Annotated in this window: 18 protein-coding genes; 6 read left to right on the top strand and 12 right to left on the bottom strand. The window is 43.5% G+C overall.

Translation table 11 applies throughout. The annotated features are described in order from the left end of the window. Nucleotides 1-64 precede the first annotated feature (64 nt). The 3 genes from pbpC to ACWPKD_RS06330 form a co-directional block, all read right to left on the bottom strand. Complete coding sequence (gene pbpC / locus ACWPKD_RS06340) at nucleotides 65-2,419, bottom strand: penicillin-binding protein 1C (RefSeq protein WP_455411964.1); 2,355 nt, start codon at nucleotides 2,417-2,419, stop codon at nucleotides 65-67. A gap of 66 nt (nucleotides 2,420-2,485) precedes the next feature. After that, a complete protein-coding gene (locus tag ACWPKD_RS06335) occupies nucleotides 2,486-8,164 on the bottom strand; it encodes an alpha-2-macroglobulin family protein (RefSeq protein WP_455411827.1) in 5,679 nt (1,892 codons plus the stop codon). A 162-nt stretch (nucleotides 8,165-8,326) separates the two neighbouring features. After that, nucleotides 8,327-8,770, bottom strand: coding sequence for a nucleoside deaminase (locus ACWPKD_RS06330; RefSeq protein WP_455411826.1), 444 nt, complete (start codon nucleotides 8,768-8,770; stop codon nucleotides 8,327-8,329). Between the two features lie 52 nt (nucleotides 8,771-8,822). Here ACWPKD_RS06330 and ACWPKD_RS06325 point away from each other — a divergent pair, with 52 nt between their 5' ends. The 3 genes from ACWPKD_RS06325 to ACWPKD_RS06315 are packed head-to-tail and all read left to right on the top strand — an operon-like array spanning nucleotide 8,823 to nucleotide 12,211. Continuing rightward, complete coding sequence (locus ACWPKD_RS06325) at nucleotides 8,823-9,407, top strand: hypothetical protein (RefSeq protein WP_455411825.1); 585 nt, start codon at nucleotides 8,823-8,825, stop codon at nucleotides 9,405-9,407. A gap of 37 nt (nucleotides 9,408-9,444) precedes the next feature. Continuing rightward, a complete protein-coding gene (locus tag ACWPKD_RS06320; protein ID WP_455411824.1) occupies nucleotides 9,445-11,214 on the top strand; it encodes a 1-deoxy-D-xylulose-5-phosphate synthase in 1,770 nt (589 codons plus the stop codon). A gap of 40 nt (nucleotides 11,215-11,254) precedes the next feature. Beyond that, nucleotides 11,255-12,211: a DUF3078 domain-containing protein gene (locus ACWPKD_RS06315; protein ID WP_455411823.1), complete on the top strand. Its 957-nt coding sequence runs from the start codon at nucleotides 11,255-11,257 to the stop codon at nucleotides 12,209-12,211. 30 nt (nucleotides 12,212-12,241) lie between these two features. On the opposite strand, the gene ACWPKD_RS06310 is transcribed toward ACWPKD_RS06315, so the two are convergent. Continuing rightward, nucleotides 12,242-13,393 (bottom strand): sensor histidine kinase, encoded by a 1,152-nt coding sequence (locus ACWPKD_RS06310; protein WP_455411822.1) that lies wholly within the window; start codon nucleotides 13,391-13,393, stop codon nucleotides 12,242-12,244. 205 nt (nucleotides 13,394-13,598) lie between these two features. On the opposite strand from ACWPKD_RS06310, the gene ACWPKD_RS06305 reads away from it, so the two are divergent. The 3 genes from ACWPKD_RS06305 to aat all read left to right on the top strand — a co-directional run bounded on the left by ACWPKD_RS06305 (nucleotide 13,599) and on the right by aat (nucleotide 15,741). Continuing rightward, nucleotides 13,599-14,474 carry a flavin reductase family protein gene (locus tag ACWPKD_RS06305; RefSeq protein ID WP_455411821.1) on the top strand — a complete coding sequence of 292 codons (876 nt, stop codon included), beginning with the start codon at nucleotides 13,599-13,601 and terminating at the stop codon, nucleotides 14,472-14,474. A gap of 5 nt (nucleotides 14,475-14,479) precedes the next feature. Beyond that, nucleotides 14,480-14,857, top strand: a complete 378-nt coding sequence (locus ACWPKD_RS06300; RefSeq protein ID WP_455411820.1) for a DUF3127 domain-containing protein — start codon at nucleotides 14,480-14,482, stop codon at nucleotides 14,855-14,857. A 236-nt stretch (nucleotides 14,858-15,093) separates the two neighbouring features. Next, on the top strand, nucleotides 15,094-15,741 hold the full coding sequence (gene aat, locus ACWPKD_RS06295) for a leucyl/phenylalanyl-tRNA--protein transferase (protein ID WP_455411963.1): 648 nt from the start codon (nucleotides 15,094-15,096) through the stop codon (nucleotides 15,739-15,741). Here aat and ACWPKD_RS06290 read toward each other — a convergent pair. The 8 genes from ACWPKD_RS06290 to ACWPKD_RS06255 all read right to left on the bottom strand — a co-directional run bounded on the left by ACWPKD_RS06290 (nucleotide 15,738) and on the right by ACWPKD_RS06255 (nucleotide 21,354). Continuing rightward, the gene (locus tag ACWPKD_RS06290; RefSeq protein ID WP_455411819.1) at nucleotides 15,738-15,959 is read right to left on the bottom strand and encodes a VF530 family protein; all 222 of its coding nucleotides are present in this window, start codon (nucleotides 15,957-15,959) and stop codon (nucleotides 15,738-15,740) included. The two genes, aat and ACWPKD_RS06290, sit on opposite strands and share 4 nt — an antisense overlap. A 9-nt stretch (nucleotides 15,960-15,968) precedes the next feature. Beyond that, nucleotides 15,969-16,727 carry a YoaK family protein gene (locus ACWPKD_RS06285; RefSeq protein ID WP_455411818.1) on the bottom strand — a complete coding sequence of 253 codons (759 nt, stop codon included), beginning with the start codon at nucleotides 16,725-16,727 and terminating at the stop codon, nucleotides 15,969-15,971. Nucleotides 16,728-16,772: 45 nt separating this feature from the next. Beyond that, nucleotides 16,773-17,483, bottom strand: coding sequence for a HesA/MoeB/ThiF family protein (locus tag ACWPKD_RS06280; RefSeq protein ID WP_455411817.1), 711 nt, complete (start codon nucleotides 17,481-17,483; stop codon nucleotides 16,773-16,775). A 70-nt stretch (nucleotides 17,484-17,553) separates the two neighbouring features. Continuing rightward, nucleotides 17,554-18,672: a 2-iminoacetate synthase ThiH gene (gene thiH / locus ACWPKD_RS06275; RefSeq protein WP_455411816.1), complete on the bottom strand. Its 1,119-nt coding sequence runs from the start codon at nucleotides 18,670-18,672 to the stop codon at nucleotides 17,554-17,556. Nucleotides 18,673-18,674: 2 nt separating this feature from the next. Then, nucleotides 18,675-19,445 (bottom strand): HisA/HisF-related TIM barrel protein, encoded by a 771-nt coding sequence (locus ACWPKD_RS06270; protein WP_455411815.1) that lies wholly within the window; start codon nucleotides 19,443-19,445, stop codon nucleotides 18,675-18,677. Further along, nucleotides 19,432-20,055 carry a thiamine phosphate synthase gene (locus tag ACWPKD_RS06265; protein ID WP_455411814.1) on the bottom strand — a complete coding sequence of 208 codons (624 nt, stop codon included), beginning with the start codon at nucleotides 20,053-20,055 and terminating at the stop codon, nucleotides 19,432-19,434. Before ACWPKD_RS06265 ends, ACWPKD_RS06270 begins: the two co-directional genes overlap by 14 nt. Continuing rightward, the gene (locus tag ACWPKD_RS06260; RefSeq protein ID WP_455411813.1) at nucleotides 20,048-20,803 is read right to left on the bottom strand and encodes a hydroxymethylpyrimidine/phosphomethylpyrimidine kinase; all 756 of its coding nucleotides are present in this window, start codon (nucleotides 20,801-20,803) and stop codon (nucleotides 20,048-20,050) included. Before ACWPKD_RS06260 ends, ACWPKD_RS06265 begins: the two co-directional genes overlap by 8 nt. Then, the gene (locus tag ACWPKD_RS06255) at nucleotides 20,776-21,354 is read right to left on the bottom strand and encodes a thiamine phosphate synthase (RefSeq protein ID WP_455411812.1); all 579 of its coding nucleotides are present in this window, start codon (nucleotides 21,352-21,354) and stop codon (nucleotides 20,776-20,778) included. The genes ACWPKD_RS06260 and ACWPKD_RS06255 overlap by 28 nt, the downstream gene beginning before the upstream one ends. Nucleotides 21,355-21,388 lie beyond the last annotated feature (34 nt).

Below are 21,388 nucleotides of genomic sequence, written 5' to 3'. Positions count from 1 at the left end.
AGAACCGGAAAGGCAAAAAGGATGCCGCTCCCATCGGGGCTAGGGAACTTTCGCTCGGAAGACATCACTCCCGGACAATCTGCACCTTTCGTCGGATTTCATTTCCGAAGCTGTCCACTACAGTAATCCAATGGAACCCGCTAGTGGCGTTAACCGGCATTTCATGGAACGTTTTGGTTTTCCCTACATAGACTTCATCCAAATACCAGAAAAGTTCCGTCTCCCTTTGGGAATGCGCTACTTTTAAAATCACCGGCTGAATCTCGCTGTTGAAATTTTTGGTCAGGTAGATTTTGGTATTCGTTTTCGGGTAAATAAAATCCATATAGGTAGATTGCGAAGCCTGACAATCACTGCGGAAAGGAGGCAAAGTCTTATAGTCGATATGCTGGTTTTTGTAGTACCATTCCATTACCGGAGGCAATACAAACCAGCTGTGTGTAGCAATATTTTCGATGTTTTCGCAGCTGCTGTTCACACGGAATTGTCCGGTTTTGTCCAAATGCACCGTTTTATGGTATGGGCAAACCGAACTCGATTTTCCTTTCAAAGCCACCAGTTGCTTCACTTTCGGGCATTCGTTTTTGGCCAGATGACCGCTTAGCCTGCACACCTCTACTTTCTCTAAATCGCGCTCCGGTGTGGCAAACCATTGGGTTCTGGGTAACAGGTTAAACACGTCGAAAAGGATAGGAGCAGCGGTAGAAACCCCGGTCAGTTCCGGTCTTCCTTCACCAGTCGCATTGCCAACCCAAATTCCAACCACATACCGCGAATTGGTTCCGATGGCCCAGGCATCCCGGTTCCCGAAACTGGTTCCGGTTTTCCAGGCTATTTTCAGGGAACTGTCGTAAAACTTCCAGGCTTCGTCGCCTTCCGGTCGGTTTACTTCTTCCATCGCGTTATACGTTAACCAAATGGAACCGGCCCCTAAAATGGTTTTCTGGTTGCTTTCTTTACCAAAATCGGGGGTAAAACCCTGTTCGTAATTCAGTTCGGTAAATTCTTTGGTTCGGTACTTTCCTTTGCTGGTATTGAAATAATTAACCGTTGACGACATCCCGGCATATGTTCGGCACAAATCCCACAGGTTGCTTTCCGCGCCACCAAGAATCAAGGATAAACCATAATGATCAGGTGGTCTGGAAATGTCTCTCAGTTTGAATTTCTGCAATTCTTCGTAAAATTTGTTCACGCCAAAATCCTTAAGCATCAAAACCGATGGGATATTAAGGGAACGCGACAATGCCCGGTGTGCCGGAACAGCTCCGTCATACGTCAGGTTAAAGTTTTGAGGCGTGTAACCTGATATTTGAGTTGGGACATCTGCAACCAGCGTATTGGGCAGCAATTCACCTTCGTCCAACATGCCGGCATACAATAACGGTTTTAAAATACTTCCGGTGCTTCTCGGTGCGCTGATGATGTCCACGTCTTTCTGATGGTCCCTGTCAGTTGGCGCATTTCCCACATAACTCATCACGTTTCGGTTTTTTACATCGATAACCAATATCGCCAGATTGTTCACTTCATTCTGTTTGTACTGATTATGATAATACCCGGCAATCTGATTGATACGATGCTGTAAAGCAATGTCTAAAGTGGTTTTTACCCGAGTGCCTTCCTGCTTTTTGGCAACCCGTTGCAGTAAATGCGGTGCAATCTGCGGCAAATCATACGGTTTTTGTGGTAACGGTTCGGCAATGGCCAATTCATAGGTTTGGCTGTCGATAATGTTTTCGTTCTTCAATTTCAGCAAAAGAGTATTGCGTTTCTGAAGCAATCGCTGTTGGTTTTTCCCAGGATAAATCAAGCTCGGGGCATTTGGTAACACTGCTAAGGTTGCGCTTTCCGCCCACGACAACTGATGCGACTGCACGCCGAAATAGCGCCAGGAAGCCATTTCCAATCCCACTACATTTCTCCCGTAAGGCGCATGGGCAGCATACAATTCAAGGATTTTTTCTTTTGAATGTCTGAATTCCAAACGGGTAGCCAACACCATTTCGATGATTTTTTCGAAATAGGTTCTGTTTTTGCCTTTTCGCGATAAGCGGATAACCTGTTGGGTCAGCGTACTTCCCCCGCGCATGACTTTTCCGGCTTTGGCATTCTGCTTGGCCGCATTGAACATCGCCATCGGATTAAAGCCGGGATGGTTGTAAAAATACTGGTCTTCAAAATAAATAATACACTTTTGGAATTTGTAAGGCACGCTGTCCTGCGCCGGAAACCGCCATTGGCCGTCTTTGGCAATTTTAGCACCCAGCAGTTCACCTTCTTTGCTCTCAATAACAGTGGCATAAGGCTCCTGAAACAAAACGCGCGGCAACGAAAAATAGTAGACAACCAAAAGCAATACGCTGATGGCTGTCTTTTTTTTATTCCGTTTTACCCAATTGCAGACGCGTTGCCACATCTTTTTTATTCTTGCCTTCAAGGGAAAATTCCGTTTTAATTCTTTACAATCAGATTGTTATAGTTACTATTTTACAACTTGCACCCACATGCCTTTAGTACGGGCAAGGAAGGAATGGTCGTACATCGCCTCACATTGTAATCCCGGCAGATAGTAATTGCCTAAATAAGAAGCGTTTAACAGGATGCGGAATTTCTTCGTTTCGTTGGCCTTCATGCTGAAGTAGAAATTGGTTCTGTCGTCGCGAATGTCGATATAATCGGCTATGTTTTCCGTGGCGTTGCCGTAATCCGTGAAACGGGTGTTCACGATTTCAAAACCGGATGGTAAAATTTGGGTAAGTGCCACATTTTCCACTCTTTCGTTTCGTTGGTTTCTTAGTGTAACTTCTGCAATGAATTCGGTTCCCTGGGCAATTTTACTTATGTTAAGAATTTCACCTTTTCTGTTTGTGAATACCACATTAGCCGAAATATTACTTTGCAGCACCTGCTCTTTACCAACCGGAAGAATACCCGTATTCAGTACGCGCACAAAAACAGTATTGTTTCGGTTGTTTTTCAGGGTGATGCTGTTGTTTCCGTTTTTAATGCTCAAACTTCTTTCCACTAACGATTTTGATGTTTTAACCATTTGGTTTTTACCGCCGTTACTATAGTTTACATCGATTCCTTTTCCACCGTTAGATTGGGCAAATTTCGACATCGAATACAAACAGTAAGCGGTAGTTTGCGTACTCATCCACTGGTTGGCACTCATTTGTTTCGCCAGTTTTGTTGCCATGGTGAAGGCTTTCTGTTTCTGGCCTAAAAGAATCAGGGTTTCTAACGCCATGGCGCGGTTACGGTCACTCGAACCGTAATAGTAATACTGATAACGGTTGGCTTCTTCATCAATTTTGCTCTTCTGTAGTAAAGCCATACCAGCCGATTTTTGTCCTGCTAACACATAAGTCGCAGCCAAACGCAATTTGCTTTCATTGGAAATGCCGCTGGTTTCGCGCAAACGGTTCATCGACGGTAAATCAGGCGAACCTACCAAAGCCAAGGTGTACAAACGATAAGCCTGAGCCAGGTCGTTCCCATATTGTGGAAGGAAGCGCCATTTTTTGGCTTCTTTCTGCTGGTAGGAAATCCATTTTGTTTTGGCGTTGATAGGTAGTGCATAGCCTTTCTTTTCGGCTTCAATCAGGAAATGTCCAGCGTAGGAACTTCCCCAATCGTCAGCGATATTGTTGCCCGGCCAATAGGAGAAGCCTCCGTTGGACAATTGATAGCTTTCCAAACGTTTGATACCGGCAATTACATTGCGCTGGATGGACTGTTTTCGGGCAGCATCGATATCCACTACATCGTTCAAGAACAATTGTGGGAATACCGCCGAAGTGGTTTGTTCCACACAACCGTGTGGATAAGTGATAAGATATTGTAATCTTCCGCTGAAATCCATAGTCGGCATGGAGGAAACTTCAAGTGTGGCTTTATTACTGCCACTCACGCCAAAAGTCGACCAGGAAATCGTTTTGGAACTTTTCGGCTCTAAAACAATATCGGTATATGTACTTGTAATAGGATTAGGGTTCATTACGTCAATTTCCACATCATAAGAGGATTTTTCCTTGCCGGAAGTGGCGATTACCTGAATTTTTCCGATTCCGGTTGCAGCACCAACTTCAAGATTGAAATACACCATTTTTTCATCCGGTGATGTAAAGGATGCTTTTTGAACCGGTTGTCCGATTACGCGTATACCGTTACTCGTTTTCAGTTGTACGGTTACATTTTTGACATGTTTTTCCATAGCGAATACCGTTACCGGCACCGTTACTTTTTCAGATGGCGATATTTTTCTTGGTAAGGAAGCCAAGGTCATTAACGGACTTCTTACCGGCGTTGCTTTTTCGGCACTTCCGTAAGCACTTGCTTCACTGTTGGCTGCTACGACCATGGTGCGAACCGAACCGATGTATTTCGGTAATTTCAGCTGATGGGTTTTCGTCTGGCCTTTTTCCAGTTTGAAAGGGCCAAAGTATAACACTACAGGCTTGAAACGGTTGGCTTTTTTCGCTTTTCCGCCGCCTAAATCTTCGTCACCTCCAATGCTGAAAACCTGATTGACTTTTCCGCCGTACGCCCCGATTACATCATCATAAATGTCCCAGGTTCTTACGCCCAAGGCTTCACGAACGTAGAAATTGTCCCAGGCATTCGGGGTTTTGAAACGGGTTAAATCCAATAAGCCTTCGTCTACAACGGCAATAGTATAGGTCATTTCCCTTCCGGTGCTTTCGCTTACTTTTACATTGAAAGCCTGTTCCGGTTTTAAGACATCCGGCATTGAAATTTTAGGCTGCAGAATCGTGTTTTTGTCTACCACTTCAACCGGAACAATCCCGTACATACGTATCGGGGAATCGTTTTTGGTGGAGGCATGCGGTTGTAACAACGTGATATTAAAGTACACGTTCGGTGCCATTGCGGCAGTTATCGGGATCTGTACTTTTGTTTCACCTTTTTGGGTTTCCGCCCACACCGATTGCAATACTCTTGAACCGTTTTCGATGGAAATCAAAGCTCTTCCGCCTTCACTGGACGGGAACGAAATCTGTGCTTTTTCTCCCACGGCGTATTCTTTTTTGTCTGTGGAAAAAACAAGCATATTGGCTGTAGAAGCATCTGTGTTTTTTGTTTTTCCGGACCAGATTGGCCAATCGATATTTACCGTTAAGGAAGAAGCATGACCGTTTACAGGATCGATTACGCGAATCAGGTAGCGGCCCCAGTCTTCATCGGTTACCGTAAACTGTACAGCTGCTTTTCCGCTGGCATTGGTAGTAACACGATAAGCTTTGTATGCTGTTGTAGCACTCGACGAATTGTAATTGGACAAGTCATCCGATGCGGAATCCCACCACCAGCGCCATTCTACTTTGTAGACTTTTACTTCCAGATGCTGGTTGGCTTTCGGTCTTCCGTTTTCATCGACGGATACGATGTCGAATTTATTGCCCACTCTGGTTTCCAGCATTCCGTATTTGTTGGGCTCCGGTGCTTTTACACCCACATAAGCCATATAAGGTGAATAGGTTGTGGCCATCACATCGGTACTGAAATCACCGCCTTCTTCATATACTTTGGTGATGAAGGCTGCTTTCAGCATACCGGGCGACTGTCCGTCCAACTTTGGCTGAATGGTGGCTGTTGCGCTTCCGTTAGCATCGGTTCTTCCGGAAAATACATTGATTTCTTCGGTGCTGAACTGGCGCGCCAAATCATCAAAAGTATATTTCTCATAGTTTTTGAAGGTGGTTACCTGCTGTGAGAATTTCGCCTGCATGTCCACTTTCAGATTTTTGCCCACGGCACCGTGCAGCCAATTCACCTGCAAATTGCTGATGTTAGGCTGTGACGAGGACAACACCGGATTGCGGAAACTGTTTTTTATTTTTAAACGATTCGGTTTGATCGTTTCGATTTTTATGTTTTTATAAAATTTAGCGCCTCCTACGCTTACCATGGCTTCCCAACTGCCTGTCGGCGCATCGTAATTGGTCGGTACTTCGAAAGCGTAATGGTTCATCGCGTTCGATTTCTGAACGGTCTGATAATGGATTTTTCCGTTGGGATCCGTAAGTCGGAATTTGATCGGATGAGATTCCGGCAATTTGTTTGCGGCATCATTCAAAATAAAGGAGAGGTACAGATTGTCGCCCGGACGCCACACGCCGCGCTCGCCATAGATGAAGCCTTTTAAACCTTTCTGCAGGGTTTCGCCGGATACGTCAAAATTACTCACGGACAAAGCATTACCGTCGTCAAGTTTCACGTAAGTGGATTGCGTCCCCAAGGTTACTATGGCGAAATAGGCAAATTTGTCGAGCTTGAAATTCGCAATTCCTTCACTGCTGGTGGCTGCGGTTGCCAATTTCTGTTGCTGAAAACTGTACAAATCGATTCTGGCGTTCGAAACCGGTTCGGTGGAAACGATGTTGCTTACGGCAAAGAAATAAGATTTGTTTTCTCCGCGTTTGGCGATAACACCCAAATCCGTAGCTAAAATATTGGTCCCTATTTTGGTGTTGTAATAATAGGAATTGCTGCAGGGATCCTGGCTTTCACGCCACTCGTAATCGTCAAAATAATAATCGTCGTAATAATTGTCGCTGTAATTGACGTCGTTTTCATCCACTTCTTCCTCTTCCTGATCGGAATTTTCATCCGTTGAAGTTTCACATTCGTATAAAGAATAGGCTTTTTTGAAACTTAATTCCACACGGTAAATTGCACCCGGTTCCGGGGTGATGATTTTGGACAGATCCAGGGCAAACGTATTCCATTTGCTGTGTTCCGTCAGCGGATTTTCCTTTAAATCGATGGTGGTTTTAGCCACGGGCTGGGAAACCCTTTTCAGATTTTGGGTGCCGTTGAGTTCGTTGTCCTGCAGGAACTGAAGGATGTTGTTTTTATAAATCTTATATACTTTTACATCAACCGCTTTCAGGTTTACGGCTTCAAAATTCAGTTTCAGATTGTTGGAGCTCGGTAAAATGGTTCCGTTTTTAATAAAGCGGATGTTGGGTTTGATCGGTTCGAAGGAAACGGTCGAAACATAGTTTTTGGATAATTTCTGACCGTACTCGCTTTCGATTCCTTCAAAAAAATCGATGGTGATGCTGCCTTTTAAAACGCTTTCGACTACGGTTTTTTGTTCATCTTCTGCTTCATACTCCGGATCAACGGTTATTTCGTTATAAAGTGTTGTTGTATCCACTGCTACCGCAACGGAATCCACTGCAGCAGCGGCAGCTTCTACTACAGCAGCAGCCTCTTCTGTCGCATTTTTTGGTTCTTCTTCCGGCAAATCATTGTTAAAATAGACTTTCAACAGGTTGCCCTGAGCGGAAAATTTCAGGTTTTGGGCATTCTGAATGGATACCAGACCATTAAAATCCTGTCCTCTTCGTAAAGGTTCCGAAAAATTCACCAGCACCATTTGATTGTTGCCTTCCGGAACGGAAACTTTAACGATTTTAAAATGGTTTTTGGCCGGAACATTATAATTGATGGTGCCTTTCTGGTCGATATCGGCATCGTCACCGTCATAGGTGATTTCCAAAACGCTTTCCGTAGGATAACGCTGGATACTGTCGACGATGAAACGGAATTCGGTAGCCAGTTTCGCGGATTGTGTGAATTTTATTTTTACCGCTTTGTCTCTTTGTGTGGCGGAAATCAGTTTTTTAGCGGTTTCAAAATCAATTTTATCGGCTGTTTTAAGGGTTCCGTTTAAATATTGATAGTCGGGGCTGTAGGATTGGATGTCTTCCGTTTCCACTTTAAAATCTTGTTTAAAGGTTTTTATGGTAAAATTGAATTCTTCAAGCCCTTTTTTAGTGTTGATCAATTCGTTCAGTTTCAGGGTAACCTGATATTCGGTATCCTGATCCAGTTTGTCTTCCGGAATGAAGGCAATCGTGTTGTTGGAAAGCGCTACGACTTTACCATCCACATTAGGTGAAATGTTGAATAGACTTCTGTCCAGTTCCTGGTTGGCCTTCCATTCTTTTTTGTCGAAAGCCAGCACAACCCTTATGTCGGAATAGGACGAAACCATCCCGCCTGAAAAATTAGAAATGTAATCCTTGAATAATGAAAAATCAGAGTTAAAATCGGCAGCCGATTTTTTGGCACAAGATTGCAAAAGCAAGAACATAACAAACGCGTAAACCAATGTTTTCGTTTTCATTTTAAAAGAGGGATTAAAGGGTTATGAATATAAAAAGGATCAGTGTTGCCAATTAATGCCATAACTGTAAAACCCTATTTTATATTGTAGTAAAAATAGGGGATTTTGAAAATTATTTTAAGAAGAATTTTCAGAAACTTTCGGAAAGATTTTTTGGAGTGATTATTTTCTTCTTCGGGCGAAAAATTCTTTCATCAAAATCGAGCATTCGTTTTCCATCACCCCGCTAACAACAACGGTTTTCGGGTGTAACTGTGTGCCCATTTTCATAAAGCCGCGCTGTTCGTCCCGCGCGCCGAACACGATTTTGGAAATCTGTGCCCAGTAGAGTGCACCGGCGCACATCTGGCAAGGTTCTAAGGTTACATATAAAGTACAGTCTTTTAAATACTTTCCGCCTAAAAAATTTGCTGAGGAGGTAATTGCCTGCATTTCCGCATGTGCCGTTACATCGTTGAGCATTTCTGTGAGATTATGAGAGCGGGCAATCACCCTGTTGTCAATTACAACGACCGCACCCACGGGAATTTCGCCTTTTTCGTAAGCCGCTTCAGCTTCCTGCAGGGCTTTTTTCATGAAATATTCGTCGGTGAAAATGTTTTCCATAAAGCAAAAATACGATTTCAGACGTATCTTCGTTTTAGAAAGAAAACTATTTATGGAGAATTTTAAAATCAGCATTCCAAAACCCTGTCATGAGAATTGGGATAAGATGACTGAAAATGAAATAGGGCGTTTTTGTAACCAATGTGCTAAAAGTGTTGTTGATTTTTCAAGCATGAAAGCCGCTGAGATTCAAACGTATTTTACCCTTCATAAAGGTGAAAAAATATGCGGCCGTTTTAAAACCGAGCAGCTTGACACTATAATCATCCAGATTCCGCAGCAAACCCTTTTCTCCCAAACCAGGTTCCGGAAAATGTTTTTACTGGCAGTTTTAATCGCCATGGGGACAACCCTTTTAAGTTGTTCCGATGAAAACGGAAACAAGCAGAAAATAGATAAAGTGGAAATCGTCGAGGAAACACAGGAACTTACGGTTGGTAAACCGATATATTCAAACGACAGTACTGTTAAGGATCCTGAAGCGCCGAAAACAATTTCTAATCCGGTCAAATTTCCGCCTCCTTCCAAAATGGCCGAAAAAAAATGTTCCGTAGCGAAAAGCCAAACCATAGCCAGCGAAGGGCATCTTACCGGGGATGTTGAAATAGAACCGATTACAGATTCTCTGTCAAAATAAATATATTTAACGTAATTTTGTCGGAACACACACTGCTATGTCCGAAAAACTACTGCAAAACATTCAAAACCCGACCGATTTACGGAAACTTACTCCCGAACAATTACCTGTTGTAGCCAAAGAACTTCGCGACTTCATTATTGATATAGTTTCCCGAAAAGAAGGACATTTAGGGGCAAGTCTGGGTGTGATTGAACTGACAATTGCTTTGCATTATGTTTTCAATACTCCTGAAGATTTATTGGTTTGGGATGTGGGACATCAGGCGTACGGCCACAAAATCCTGACCGGCCGAAAAGAGGTTTTTCATACCAATCGTCAGTTGCACGGCATTTCCGGATTTCCCAAACGAAGCGAAAGCAAATACGATACGTTTGGCGTGGGGCATTCTTCTACGGCTATTTCTGCGGCTTTGGGCATGGCTTTGGCTTCCAATTTAAAAGGTGAAACCGAAAAGCAGCACATTGCGGTAATCGGTGACGCTTCGATTGCCTCCGGTATGGCTTTTGAAGGGTTGAATCACGCGGGGGTAACGGATGCCAACCTTTTGGTGATCCTAAACGACAATGCCATCGGAATAGATCCAAGCGTCGGAGCCCTGAAAGATTATCTCACTTCGGTGAAAGAAGGGAAGAACCCGAGGGACAACAACATGATCAAATCGCTCAATTTTGAGTATTTCGGTCCCATCGATGGCCACGATTTTGACGCGTTGCTGAAAGAGTTAAACCGATTAAAAAATAAAAAAGGACCCAAATTCCTTCACATTATAACTACCAAAGGGAAAGGAATGCAGCTGGCGGAAGAGGATCAGGTAAAGTACCATGCCCCCGGGAAATTTAATCCGGAGACTGGTGAAATCCTGCCGAAATCCGAAGAAAACCTGCCACCGAAATTTCAGGATGTTTTTGGTTTGACTTTGGTAGAATTGGCTAAGCAGAACCAAAAAATCATTGGGATTACCCCAGCCATGCCGACCGGATCTTCCATGAAATTTATGATGGACGCCATGCCGGATCGTGCTTTCGATGTCGGTATCGCTGAACAGCACGCGGTAACACTGGCCGCCGGAATGGCAACGCAGGGTATGACTGTTTTTTGCAATATTTATTCCACGTTTCTGCAAAGGGCTTACGATCAGGTGATTCACGATGTGGCATTGCAGCATTTGTCTGTGGTGTTCTGTCTTGACCGTGCCGGATTGGTCGGGGAAGATGGCGCTACCCATCACGGTGTTTATGATCTGGCTTATTTAAGTTGTATACCGGATCTGATTATCTGCGCGCCTAAAGATGAAATCGAATTGCGTAACATCATGTATACTGCACAGCTTGGCCTGAACCATCCGATCGCCATCCGATACCCAAGAGGAAGAGGCGTTACCGTAGATTGGCAGCAGCCGTTTGAACCACTGGAAATCGGTAAAGCTGTTGCACTGAAAAAAGGTACTGAAGTTGCCGTTTTGTCGACCGGTTTTATCGGTAATAATGTTACGGCAGCATTCGGTGATATTTCAAATTCCGATAAATTTTCACACTATCATTTTCCCTTCGTAAAGCCTTTGGATCTGGAAAGTCTTACTGAAATCTGTAACACGCACAAACATCTTATCACCCTTGAAGATGGAACCATAACCGGCGGTTTTGGAAGTGCGGTTGCTTCTTTTGTTACGGAGCATAATTTTTCCGTTTCTGTAAAAAAACTCGGAATTCCCGATGCGTTTATTGAGCAGGGTACCGTGGCGGAGCAACAACAAATTTGTGGTATTGACGTTAATACTTTGAAAAAAATTTTTTCAACTTATTGAAAATGTTGATTTTTGCACCGAATTTAACCTAACTACTATTATGGATTGCTTTAAAAAATGTCTTTTTGGGCTTTTTTGTGTATTGTTTTTTCAACAGGGATTTTCACAGGATGTTGTCAGAACCGCAGTGCCCGATACCATTAAATACTGGGAAAGTAAAAATGTCGTAGGACTTGATTTGACACAGGTTTCTTTTGTGAACTGGAATGCCGGTGGAGAGAATTCCGTTTCAGGGATTTTAAAAGGCGCTTTTATGCGGAAATATACCAAAAAGCGTTTTCTTTGGCACAATGAATTGATTGCCCGTTACGGGTTGAACAAACAGGACGGGATTCCGGCACGAAAAACGGATGATATGGTGCAGCTGAATTCTTCGGCAGGCTTTAAAACCGATTCAATTTCCAACTGGTATTATTCGGCGAAATTCAATTTCAGTACCCAATTTACCAATGGATATGCCTATCCCAATACTGATTTTGCAATTTCCAAACCTTTTGCCCCGGCTTATATTTTCCTTGGGGTGGGAGCGGAATACATCAATAAGGATGAAGGCTTTAAGGCTTATTTTTCACCGTTAACACAGAAAACAACATTGGTGTTGGATCAGCGATTGGCGGATCAGGGGGCTTTTGGAGTCGACAAAGCAACCTATGATATAGACGGAAACATGATTTCCCACGGGAACAAATCGAGAACAGAATTAGGTATTTTGATTACCAATCAGTATAAGAAAGAAGTGTTTAAAAACATAACGGTAGACCACCGTTTGGCGTTGTACAGTGATTATATCAATAAATTCGGGAATATTGATGTGGATTGGCAACTGCAGTTAGATATGGTGGTGAACCAATATGTCCGCGCCAGTGTGATGACCCATATGATTTATGATGACGATATAAAAACCAAAGAAGATTTTGAAGGGGCACAGGTAATACGAGGTCCAAAACTTCAGCTGAAACAGATTTTAGGTGTCGGCTTGAGTTATACGTTTAAATAAAAAAAACCGGAATCACTGATTCCGGTTTTTTTATGTCATTTTTTTAAAGGTAATCTGCATGGTGGTGCCTTTGCCGACTTCCGACTGTGCTACTTTAATGCGTCCGTCGTGGTATTCTTCCACAATTCTTTTTGTTAGCGATAGCCCAAGTCCCCAGCCTCGTTTTTTGGTGGTGAAACCCGGTTCGAAAACACTTTTGAACTGGTTTTTAGGAATCCCGCTCCCGGTGTCGCTTACTTTGATTTTTACAAAACGATCCGTCTCTTCTATGGATACGGCCAACTTGCCTTTGCCTTTCATGGCGTCGATGGCATTTTTTACCAGGTTTTCAATGGTCCAGCTGTGCAAAATAGGGTTCAGGTTGATGAAAATGGCATGCTGCGGTGCGGTAAACGAAAATTCCACCTGCTTGGACGTTCTGGATTTCAGGTAGTCGAAGGATTGTTCCGTTTCCCGGATCAGGTCGCGGTTTTCCAGTATCGGTTCCGAACCAATTTTGGAGAAACGGTCGGTGATGGTTTGCAGGCGGTGAATGTCTTTTTCGATTTCGTTGATGGTGCTTTCCTCCACGTTTTCCGATTTTAAGATTTCGAGCCAGCCAATTAAGGAAGAAAGCGGCGTTCCGATCTGATGCGCGGTTTCTTTGGCCATACCCGCCCACAATCGGTTTTGCGTGGCCATTTTGCTGGCGCGGTAAAAGTTGAAGATCATCCCGCTGAAAAACAGGGCAATCAGTACCAGGGCCAAGGGGTAATATTTCAGTTTGGTCAGCAAGGAGGAGTTGCCGTAATAATATAAGTGGACCTTTCCGCCAATGTTCATCACGATAGGTTGGTTTTCCGATTTCAGCCGGTTGAAAAAAGCCAGGGTTTTGCGTTTGTCTTTGCTGATTTCCTCTTCGACGTTGGTCATGTTCAGGATACTGTCATTTTCCGTGGTCTGGATGATGGGAATAGTGGTGTTGTTGCTCAGGATCTGAAAGGGCAATTCCACATCGGTATTTTCGTCGGCATTGTTAAGGGTTTTGGAAGCGGCGGCCCAAAGCTCCATTTTCAAGCGTTCTTCGTTTTTGAAAGTTTGGAAAAAAGTATAGGTGTTCCACAGAATCAGCACCAATAAGTTAAAGGCGGCGAGTATGATTACCCAGCGGACCAGATTGCGTCTGTCGGAAGAAAAATTCATATTTGATTTTGAATGGCACGGTTACTATGTAGCTAAGTTACTAAGTTTCCCGGTATGTCCCAAGTTTATTTTTAGCCCGGGTAGGAGCAGCATCCTTTTTACTCTTGCCGAAAGAGGAAAAAGATATCGCGGATGACCGGAAAATGGCTTCCAAAAACGCCGAAAGTTTGCTCCAAAAAAGTATCTTTGTCAAAATTTTTACAACATGATCAGTGTTAATCCTAAAGAGGTTACTCCGGTAAAATTACAAGCGTATCTGCAAGGCGCGATTGGCCCGAGACCGATTGCTTTTGCCAGTACTTTAGACGAAAACGGCAACCCGAATTTATCGCCGTTCAGTTTTTTCAACGTGTTCAGTTCCAATCCACCGATCCTGGTGTTTTCACCGGCGCGTCGTGTGCGGGACAATACGATTAAGCATACATTAATTAATGCGGAAAAAACGCGTGAAGTGGTAATTAATGTTGTGAATTACGATATCGTACAACAAGCTTCACTCTCCAGTACGGAATATGGCGACGGGGTGAACGAGTTTATCAAATCAGGATTGACCATGGTGCCCTCGGATATCGTAAAACCATTCCGTGTAGCGGAAAGCCCGGTGCAATTCGAATGCAAAGTGAACGAAATCATCGCTTTGGGAACTGAAGGCGGTGCCGGAAACCTAATCATCTGTGAAGTGGTAAAACTGCACATCAGTGAAGAGATTTTAGATGCCAACGGAACGATTGACCAGCACAAAATCGACTTGGTAGCACGTATGGGCGGCAACTGGTATTCAAGAGCGAATCAAGGTTTGTTTGAGGTGGAAAAACCACTAACGACTTTAGGAATCGGGGTAGACGCCATTCCGGATTTCGTAAAAGAAAGCCCGATTTTCGACGGAAACGACTTAGGCAAACTAGGAAACGTAGAAGCCTTACCAACAGACGAAGAAATTGCTATATTTGTAAAAGAAGATTTCGCCATTAAAGCCGTTTTAAGTGCCGACGACATCGAGAAACAATTTATAAAAGCCAAAGAACATTTAGACAACAACGAAGTGACCACCGCCTGGAAGGTCCTTCTAGCAAAACAGTAAACAGTATGGAAGTTACAGGAAAAATTAAAGTGATTAACCCGGCGCAACAAGTAAGCGCGAGTTTTAAAAAGAGAGAAGTGGTAGTAACTACCGAGGAGCAGTATCCGCAGCACATCATGATTGAGTTCACTCAGGATAAATGTGATTTGCTGGACAACTACCGTGCAGGAGAAGCTGTAAAAGTTTCCATCAACTTAAGAGGAAGAGAGTGGGTAAACCCTCAGGGCGAAACCAAATATTTTAACTCGATCCAGGGTTGGAGAATCGAGAAAATGCAGGCAGAAGCTCCGGCGGCACCACAAATGCCACCAATGCCTGCAAGCCAGGCGTTCGAACCGGCTACGAACTTCAACGAAGAAGAGCACGACGATTTACCGTTCTAATTTCAGAGCAAAAATAGAAAAGAAGTCAGAAGTTTAAGGATCCTTGAATTTCTGGCTTTTTTTTTGGAGCGAAGGGTTTGGGCTTTTTTTGGAGGCCTTGTTCCCGCTTTCCGCTCTATCTTTTTCCGGTGGCTTCGAGAGTCTCAGCCACCGGAAAAAGGATGCCGCTGCAATCGGGGCTATTGGAGAAACTTTTCGCATCTTTGCATACTTAATTAAAATTCGTGACTAAAAAAATTTATTTGTTAACTGAGGAACTTTGGTTTCCACCCGTTTCCGAAACCCATGATTCGGGGATACTTGCCGTGGGTGGTGATTTGTCCACGGAACGTTTGCTGTTAGCCTATAATTCCGGGATTTTTCCTTGGTTTGAAGACGGTGAACCCATTACCTGGTGGTCACCCGATTGGCGTATGGTTTTGTTTTTAGACGATCTGAAAATCTCCAAAAGCATGCGGAAGATTCTCAACCGGAATATCTTCAAAGTTACCTTCAATCAGCATTTTAAAGAAGTGATTTCCAGTTGCCAGTCCGTGAAACGCGAAGGCCAAAACGGCACCTGGATTACCGATGACATGATTGACGCTTATTGCAAACTCCACGAACTCGGGCATGCAAAATCGGTAGAAATCTGGCAAAACGACGAATTGGTGGGCGGTTTGTACGGTATTGATTTAGGTCATGTTTTCTGTGGGGAAAGTATGTTTTCTAAAGTGTCCAACGCCAGTAAAGTGGCGTTTATTTACTTGGTTGAATATCTGAAGGCAAATAAGTATTTACTGCTTGACTGTCAGGTATACAACGAACACCTGGAAAGTTTAGGCTGTGTGGAAATCGAGCGGGAGGACTTTATGATGATTTTAAATCATCAAAAAAATAATTAACGGTCGTTTAATTTCGGAAGGGTTTTGATGTACAATTCTTCCACCTTTTTTCGGGCCCAATCTGTTTTTCGTAAAAACGACAGACTTGATTTTACCGACGGGTTTACTTTAAAACAGTTGATTGGGATCAGTTCCTCCAAGGTGTCAAACCCGTAATAGTCCACCAGTGTTTCCACTATGGTTTTTAGCGTAATGCCGTGTAAAGGATCGTTGCTCATTTGTTGTTTTTAATTCGTTTTAGAGGATGGAATGTTTCTTTTCATTCTAAGTTTTCTTCGGGTGTAATTATAATAAAAAATCAGATTGTCCATAAGTAAAGCAATGACAATCAGCAGGGAAGCTACAAGTAGTGTTTTGATACCAATCTGGAAAAACAACAACGTGCCTGAAATACACCCCGTAAAAAAGAAAATGATAATAGAAAGTTTTAAGTATATGTTTTTTTTCAGTTTGCCGGCATCCGGATGCTTTCGGTAAAAAAAGAACTGGGAGGTTTCAATCCCTAAATCGGTGAAAAGCCCGGTCAGGTGGGTGGTGCGAACCGTTGATTGTGATATTTTGGTCACCAGGGCATTTTGTAACCCCATGGAAAATAAAAGAATATAAGCAATTTGGTTGGCATTTTCAGTTTCGCTGAAATTCCACTCGTTCCAGAAACCAACCACTACGAGCAGGAATAGTTCTAAAAACATTGGAGCCGTGTGGATGTATTTCTTCTTTTTGATAGCGGCGATTTCAATAAAAAAATTCGAAACAAAAGCCCCTAAAAAGAAAAAGAAAATGTAAAGAAGAAACGGAATGGCTTTGGCAAATTCTCCGACAATCAATTCTTCTGAAAAATAGGCAAAATGACCGGTTACATTAGTGGTTAACGTACTGATAGCCAAAACGCCAACACTGTTGACAATACCGGCAACCAATGACAGATTGGAAGCGAGACGCAGGTTGTGTCGAAACGTTCTGTTTTTGCCTTGGTGTCTAAACATTTACAAACTGGGAATTTAGTGCTTCCATTTCCAGATATAAAAGTACTAAAATTTAAGCTTGGTGAACTGCCAGTTTAAAGTGGAGAATAAAATAAATTCGTTGTGTAAAACCGGTAAATCCATAAGCAGTTTCAGGGTTTCCTGTGCCATCATAGTGCCAATAATGCCAGGCAATGTTCCCAAAACCCCATTCAGGCTACAATTCGGGACATCTTCCGGATTGGGTGGTTCGGGAAACAAATCACGCAGGTTTTTAGAGCCGTTATGGTTGAAAACACCCATTTGGCCGTTAAAACCAAGGATACTTCCCGATACCAACGGTTTTTTTAAAGCTACGCAAGTATCGTTTACCAGATAACGTGTGGCGAAATTGTCACAACCGTCCACAATCACATCAAAGCCTGAGAGTAGCTCTTCAGCATTTTCAGGGGTCAATTTTTCTTCGAAAACTATATAATTGCTATTTGGGTTGAGGTTTTTCAAAACAGTTTTCGCGCAATGTACTTTCGGTAAGCCAATCTGCGCTTCGGTATATAAAATCTGTCGGTGCAGGTTGTGCAGTTCGACTTTGTCAAAATCAATCAGGCCAATTGTTCCAACACCGGAAGTTGCCAAATATTGCAGGATCGGACAGCCTAAACCGCCCGTTCCAATTACGAGCACTTTTGCCTGTTTGAGTTTGAGTTGCCCCTTTTCCCCGACTTCTGGTAAGAGCATCGGTTTTCCGTAGCGGAGGTAATCTTGTATCGTAATCATTGTTGTGTTATTTGTTTCCCCTCCTTTGGAGGGGTGGCCGAAGGTCGGGGTGGTTTATTGTTGTTGTCAGTTATTTTACTGTAAAACTTTTATCCCAATCTTTCCAAACCGGTTCATAGCCTTTTTCGGAAATGATTCTTGAAATTGCTGCCGCAGAACGTTCGTCGCTGGTTTCAAATTGTTCCAGTGATTCGACATCCACCACATAACCGCCCGGATTGGTTTTGGAACCGGCACTCATACTGGTTACGCCAATCGGGATGATGTTGTCGCGGAACTTTTCATTTTCTCTGGTGGAGATGGAGATTTCCAAATCTTCATTCCAAAGTCGGTAAGCGCAAATCAGTTGCAGTAAATCTTTGTCTTCCATGATGAAATTCGGTTCAATGATGCCTTCCGCCGGACGCAATCTCGGGAACGAAACCGAATATTTGCTCTGCCAATACGTTTTTTGTAAATAATAGATGTGTAAGGCGTTGAAAAAACTGTCGGTGCGCCAATCTTCCAAGCCTAACAATACGCCCAAACCGATTTTGTGAATGCCTGCTTTTCCGATGCGATCCGGAGTTTCCAGACGGAAATCGAAATTGGATTTTTTACCTTTCGGATGGTACTGTTTGTAGACTTCCCGATGATAGGTCTCCTGATATACCAAGACCGTATGCACGCCTGCTTGGTGTAACTGTTCATATTCTTCCTGGGAAAGCGGTTGTACTTCCACGGAAATATTCGCAAAATCCTTTTTGATCTGTGCAACAGCTTTAAGAAAATAATTGATGTTTACCGTATAATTTGCTTCTCCTGTTACCAGTAAAACATGGTCGAAACCGGCTTTTTTGAGCTCGGCTACTTCCAGTTCGATTTCACTTTCGGTAAGTGTTTTTCTTTTGATTTTGTTGTCGAGGCTAAAACCGCAGTAAGTGCAAATGTTCTGGCATTCGTTACTTAAGTACATCGGCGCGTACATCTGGATGGTTTTACCGAAACGCTTTTTGGTCAGCTGATGGCTGCGTTGTGCCATTTGTTCCAGATACTGTTGTGCGGCAGGTGAAATCAGGGCCAGAAAATCATCCAGATTTCTTTTGTTTTTGGACAAGGCGATTTCAACCTCTTTGGCTGAGGTCTGGTAGATTTTGGCTTGCACCGAATCCCAATCGTACGCTTCAAAAACGGATGTGAAAGTATTCATGTTTACTCGTATAAAAAGGCTGTCAAAGGGCTTGAAGCTACTGCTTTGTTAACGGTTTGTGCTAATTGGGCTTCGTAAGCTTTTCGTCCGGCGATAACGGCTTCTTTAAAGGCTTCGGCCATTAGTTTCGGATTTCCGGCTACTGCGATGGCTGTGTTGACCAAAACGGCATCGGCACCCATTTCCATAGCTTTGGCTGCATGCGAAGGCGCTCCGATTCCGGCATCCACAATCACCGGGACTTTGCTTTGTTCGATAATGATTTCCAAAAAGTCATCGGTTTTTAAGCCTTTATTGCTTCCGATGGGTGATCCTAAAGGCATAACGGCTGCTGTTCCCACATCTTCCAGACGCTTGCACAATACAGGGTCCGCATGGATATAAGGCAGGATGATGAAGCCTAATTTGGCCAGCTCTTCCGTAGCTTTTAAGGTTTCTATCGGATCGGGTAACAAGTATTTCGGATCGGGATGGATTTCGAGTTTCAGCCAATTGGTTTCCAGGGCTTCTCGGGCTAATTGTGCGGCAAAAACGGCTTCTTTGGCATTGCGGGCGCCGGAAGTATTTGGTAATAAGTTGATGTGCGGATGGTTGATGTGCGATAAAATCGCATCAGTTTCCGTTTCTAAATCCACGCGTTTCAGGGCTACGGTTACCAATTCACTTTCCGAGGCAAGAATCGCTTCTTCCATCTGTACATTGGAACCGAATTTTCCGGTGCCTAAAAACAGGCGTGAGGTAAAGGTTTTGTCGGCTATTTTAAAGGTTGACATATAATTTATCGTTGAGTTGTGCAATCAGTTCGGGTTGTTGGGTGAGGATACCGGAAACGGCAATTCCGTGCAGGCCGACTTCCAGCAAAGGTTTGATATCGTCTGCTTGAATTCCGCCAATGGCATAAATTGGAGTTTTTCTGTTTTGCTCCGTCATTTTGTTTAGGATAACGCGATAACCCTCTAAACCCAATATTGGGCTCAGGGCTTCTTTGGTAGTGGTAAAACGGAAGGGCCCCAATCCGATGTAGTCGCATTTTTCGTCTATGCGCTTTAGTACATCTTCTAAAGTGTTGGCGGTGCCACCGATGATTTTCCGGTCACCGAGAATTTTCCGGGCATCTTCAACTTTCATATCGGTTAAGCCTAAATGAACTCCGTCGGCATTGACTTCCTGTGTTAAATACACTTTGTCGTTGATGATGAAAGTAGCTAAATATTCCTCACATAAAATTTTAACGGCTTCGGCCAATACAAAATCGTTGTGAAGGTTGCCGTTTTTGAAACGAAGCTGGATCCAGTCGCAGCCGTGGTCAAGCGCTTTGTGGATGTTGTAGAGTTGCTGTTCTACCGTATCGCCTTGCGAAATGTACTGTAATTTGCTAAACATAATGGTATCCTAATTTAGTGTGGTTAGAGTTCAAATAGTGTTCAATGTAAAGCTTGGCCTTTTTGCAGGACACAACCAGACTGTGGTTCATGGCCAGATTTGCGGTAATAGCCGAGGACAGCACACAACCCGAACCGTGTTTTTCGAAAATGCGATTAGCGGTCGGATGGAGTTTGGTGATCTTGTCTTCGGTAAACAGGTAATCGGTTCCTTTTTCCTGCGGATGATGGCCGCCTTTGAGCAGTACGGCACAGTAACGCGACAGTTCTTTGGCAACGGTCTCGGCTGAGGTTTCTTTAAGGTCGAATTTTAGTATTTCCTGATAATTCGGTGTAATCAAATCGATTTGCTTCAGGATTTCCAGGAGGTCGGCTTGGTTTTCGAGGGTGGTGAATTCAAATTCCGTGGTCGATTTCAAAACCGGATCCCAAACGATTCTGGTTTTTGGCGACAATCGTTTGATTTCGGAAACGATTTCTTTTAAATAAGGCAACGAAGGCACAATGCCGATTTTTACGGCTTCGATTTTGTAATGGTCAAATAATGTTCGGATCGATTGCAATACAAAATCCAACTCGGTCCATTGCAGACCGATAAACTTGTTTTCCGTCTGAAGGGTGTTGCCGGTTGTAATAGCCAAACCATACACCTGATGCTGCTCAAAGGTTTTGACATCCGCCAAAACTCCTGCACCGCCTGAAGGATCAAATCCCGCAATAGTTACAACGAAAGAACGCTCTGCTGACATTTTTTAAAAGTTTCTAAAGGATTATTGCTTTGCCAGATAGTGCCCAATAGAGCAACATCGTCAAAACCACTTTCTAAGGCTGTCGGAATGTTCTCGGGATGCAATCCGCCTAAAGCAATCAGTTTTGTTTTGAAATTGGTTCGCTTCTTGATTTCGCTGACGATATCGATTTCCGGCAAGTATTCCGATTTTGAAATGCTTTGGAATACCGGGCTGATAAACGCATAATCATAGCAGTCCGCTAATGCATTGAAGTTCTCTATGGCGTGTACTGAAGTAGATTTTTTTGCGTCACCGCAGATTTTAAAATGCGGCCGGTCTTTTTCAGGGAAATGAATGCGCTCGATACCCAAATCTTCTGCCAAATGATGGTAATGATGTAAAACTAGTTTCGACCGAAATTCCCATCCGATTTGCGAGACAAAAGCCTGCAGTTCTGCAACCGTAAACTCCGGCTTACGGATATGCAAAAGCTCAAGCCCTTCCCCGAACAGGGAATGAACAAGCTGGATTTCGCTTTCCACAGGTTTTGGATAGGTGATTACGATCATTGCTGTCTGTATAAAAGAGACAAGAAACAAGAGA

This window comes from Flavobacterium pedocola (assembly GCF_053764385.1).
The sequence above is the reverse complement of the archived record's forward strand: the minus strand, read 5'-3'. Positions and strand labels throughout refer to the sequence as shown.

Coding starts and splice junctions, on each gene's coding strand:
- pbpC (WP_455411964.1), bottom strand. CDS start 2,419: ATGTGGCAACGCGTCTGCAATTGGGTAAAACGGAATAAAAAAAAGACA.
- ACWPKD_RS06335 (WP_455411827.1), bottom strand. CDS start 8,164: ATGAAAACGAAAACATTGGTTTACGCGTTTGTTATGTTCTTGCTTTTG.
- ACWPKD_RS06330 (WP_455411826.1), bottom strand. CDS start 8,770: ATGGAAAACATTTTCACCGACGAATATTTCATGAAAAAAGCCCTGCAG.
- ACWPKD_RS06325 (WP_455411825.1), top strand. CDS start 8,823: ATGGAGAATTTTAAAATCAGCATTCCAAAACCCTGTCATGAGAATTGG.
- ACWPKD_RS06320 (WP_455411824.1), top strand. CDS start 9,445: ATGTCCGAAAAACTACTGCAAAACATTCAAAACCCGACCGATTTACGG.
- ACWPKD_RS06315 (WP_455411823.1), top strand. CDS start 11,255: ATGGATTGCTTTAAAAAATGTCTTTTTGGGCTTTTTTGTGTATTGTTT.
- ACWPKD_RS06310 (WP_455411822.1), bottom strand. CDS start 13,393: ATGAATTTTTCTTCCGACAGACGCAATCTGGTCCGCTGGGTAATCATA.
- ACWPKD_RS06305 (WP_455411821.1), top strand. CDS start 13,599: ATGATCAGTGTTAATCCTAAAGAGGTTACTCCGGTAAAATTACAAGCG.
- ACWPKD_RS06300 (WP_455411820.1), top strand. CDS start 14,480: ATGGAAGTTACAGGAAAAATTAAAGTGATTAACCCGGCGCAACAAGTA.
- ACWPKD_RS06290 (WP_455411819.1), bottom strand. CDS start 15,959: ATGAGCAACGATCCTTTACACGGCATTACGCTAAAAACCATAGTGGAA.
- ACWPKD_RS06285 (WP_455411818.1), bottom strand. CDS start 16,727: ATGTTTAGACACCAAGGCAAAAACAGAACGTTTCGACACAACCTGCGT.
- ACWPKD_RS06280 (WP_455411817.1), bottom strand. CDS start 17,483: ATGATTACGATACAAGATTACCTCCGCTACGGAAAACCGATGCTCTTA.
- thiH (WP_455411816.1), bottom strand. CDS start 18,672: ATGAATACTTTCACATCCGTTTTTGAAGCGTACGATTGGGATTCGGTG.
- ACWPKD_RS06270 (WP_455411815.1), bottom strand. CDS start 19,445: ATGTCAACCTTTAAAATAGCCGACAAAACCTTTACCTCACGCCTGTTT.
- ACWPKD_RS06265 (WP_455411814.1), bottom strand. CDS start 20,055: ATGTTTAGCAAATTACAGTACATTTCGCAAGGCGATACGGTAGAACAG.
- ACWPKD_RS06260 (WP_455411813.1), bottom strand. CDS start 20,803: ATGTCAGCAGAGCGTTCTTTCGTTGTAACTATTGCGGGATTTGATCCT.
- ACWPKD_RS06255 (WP_455411812.1), bottom strand. CDS start 21,354: ATGATCGTAATCACCTATCCAAAACCTGTGGAAAGCGAAATCCAGCTT.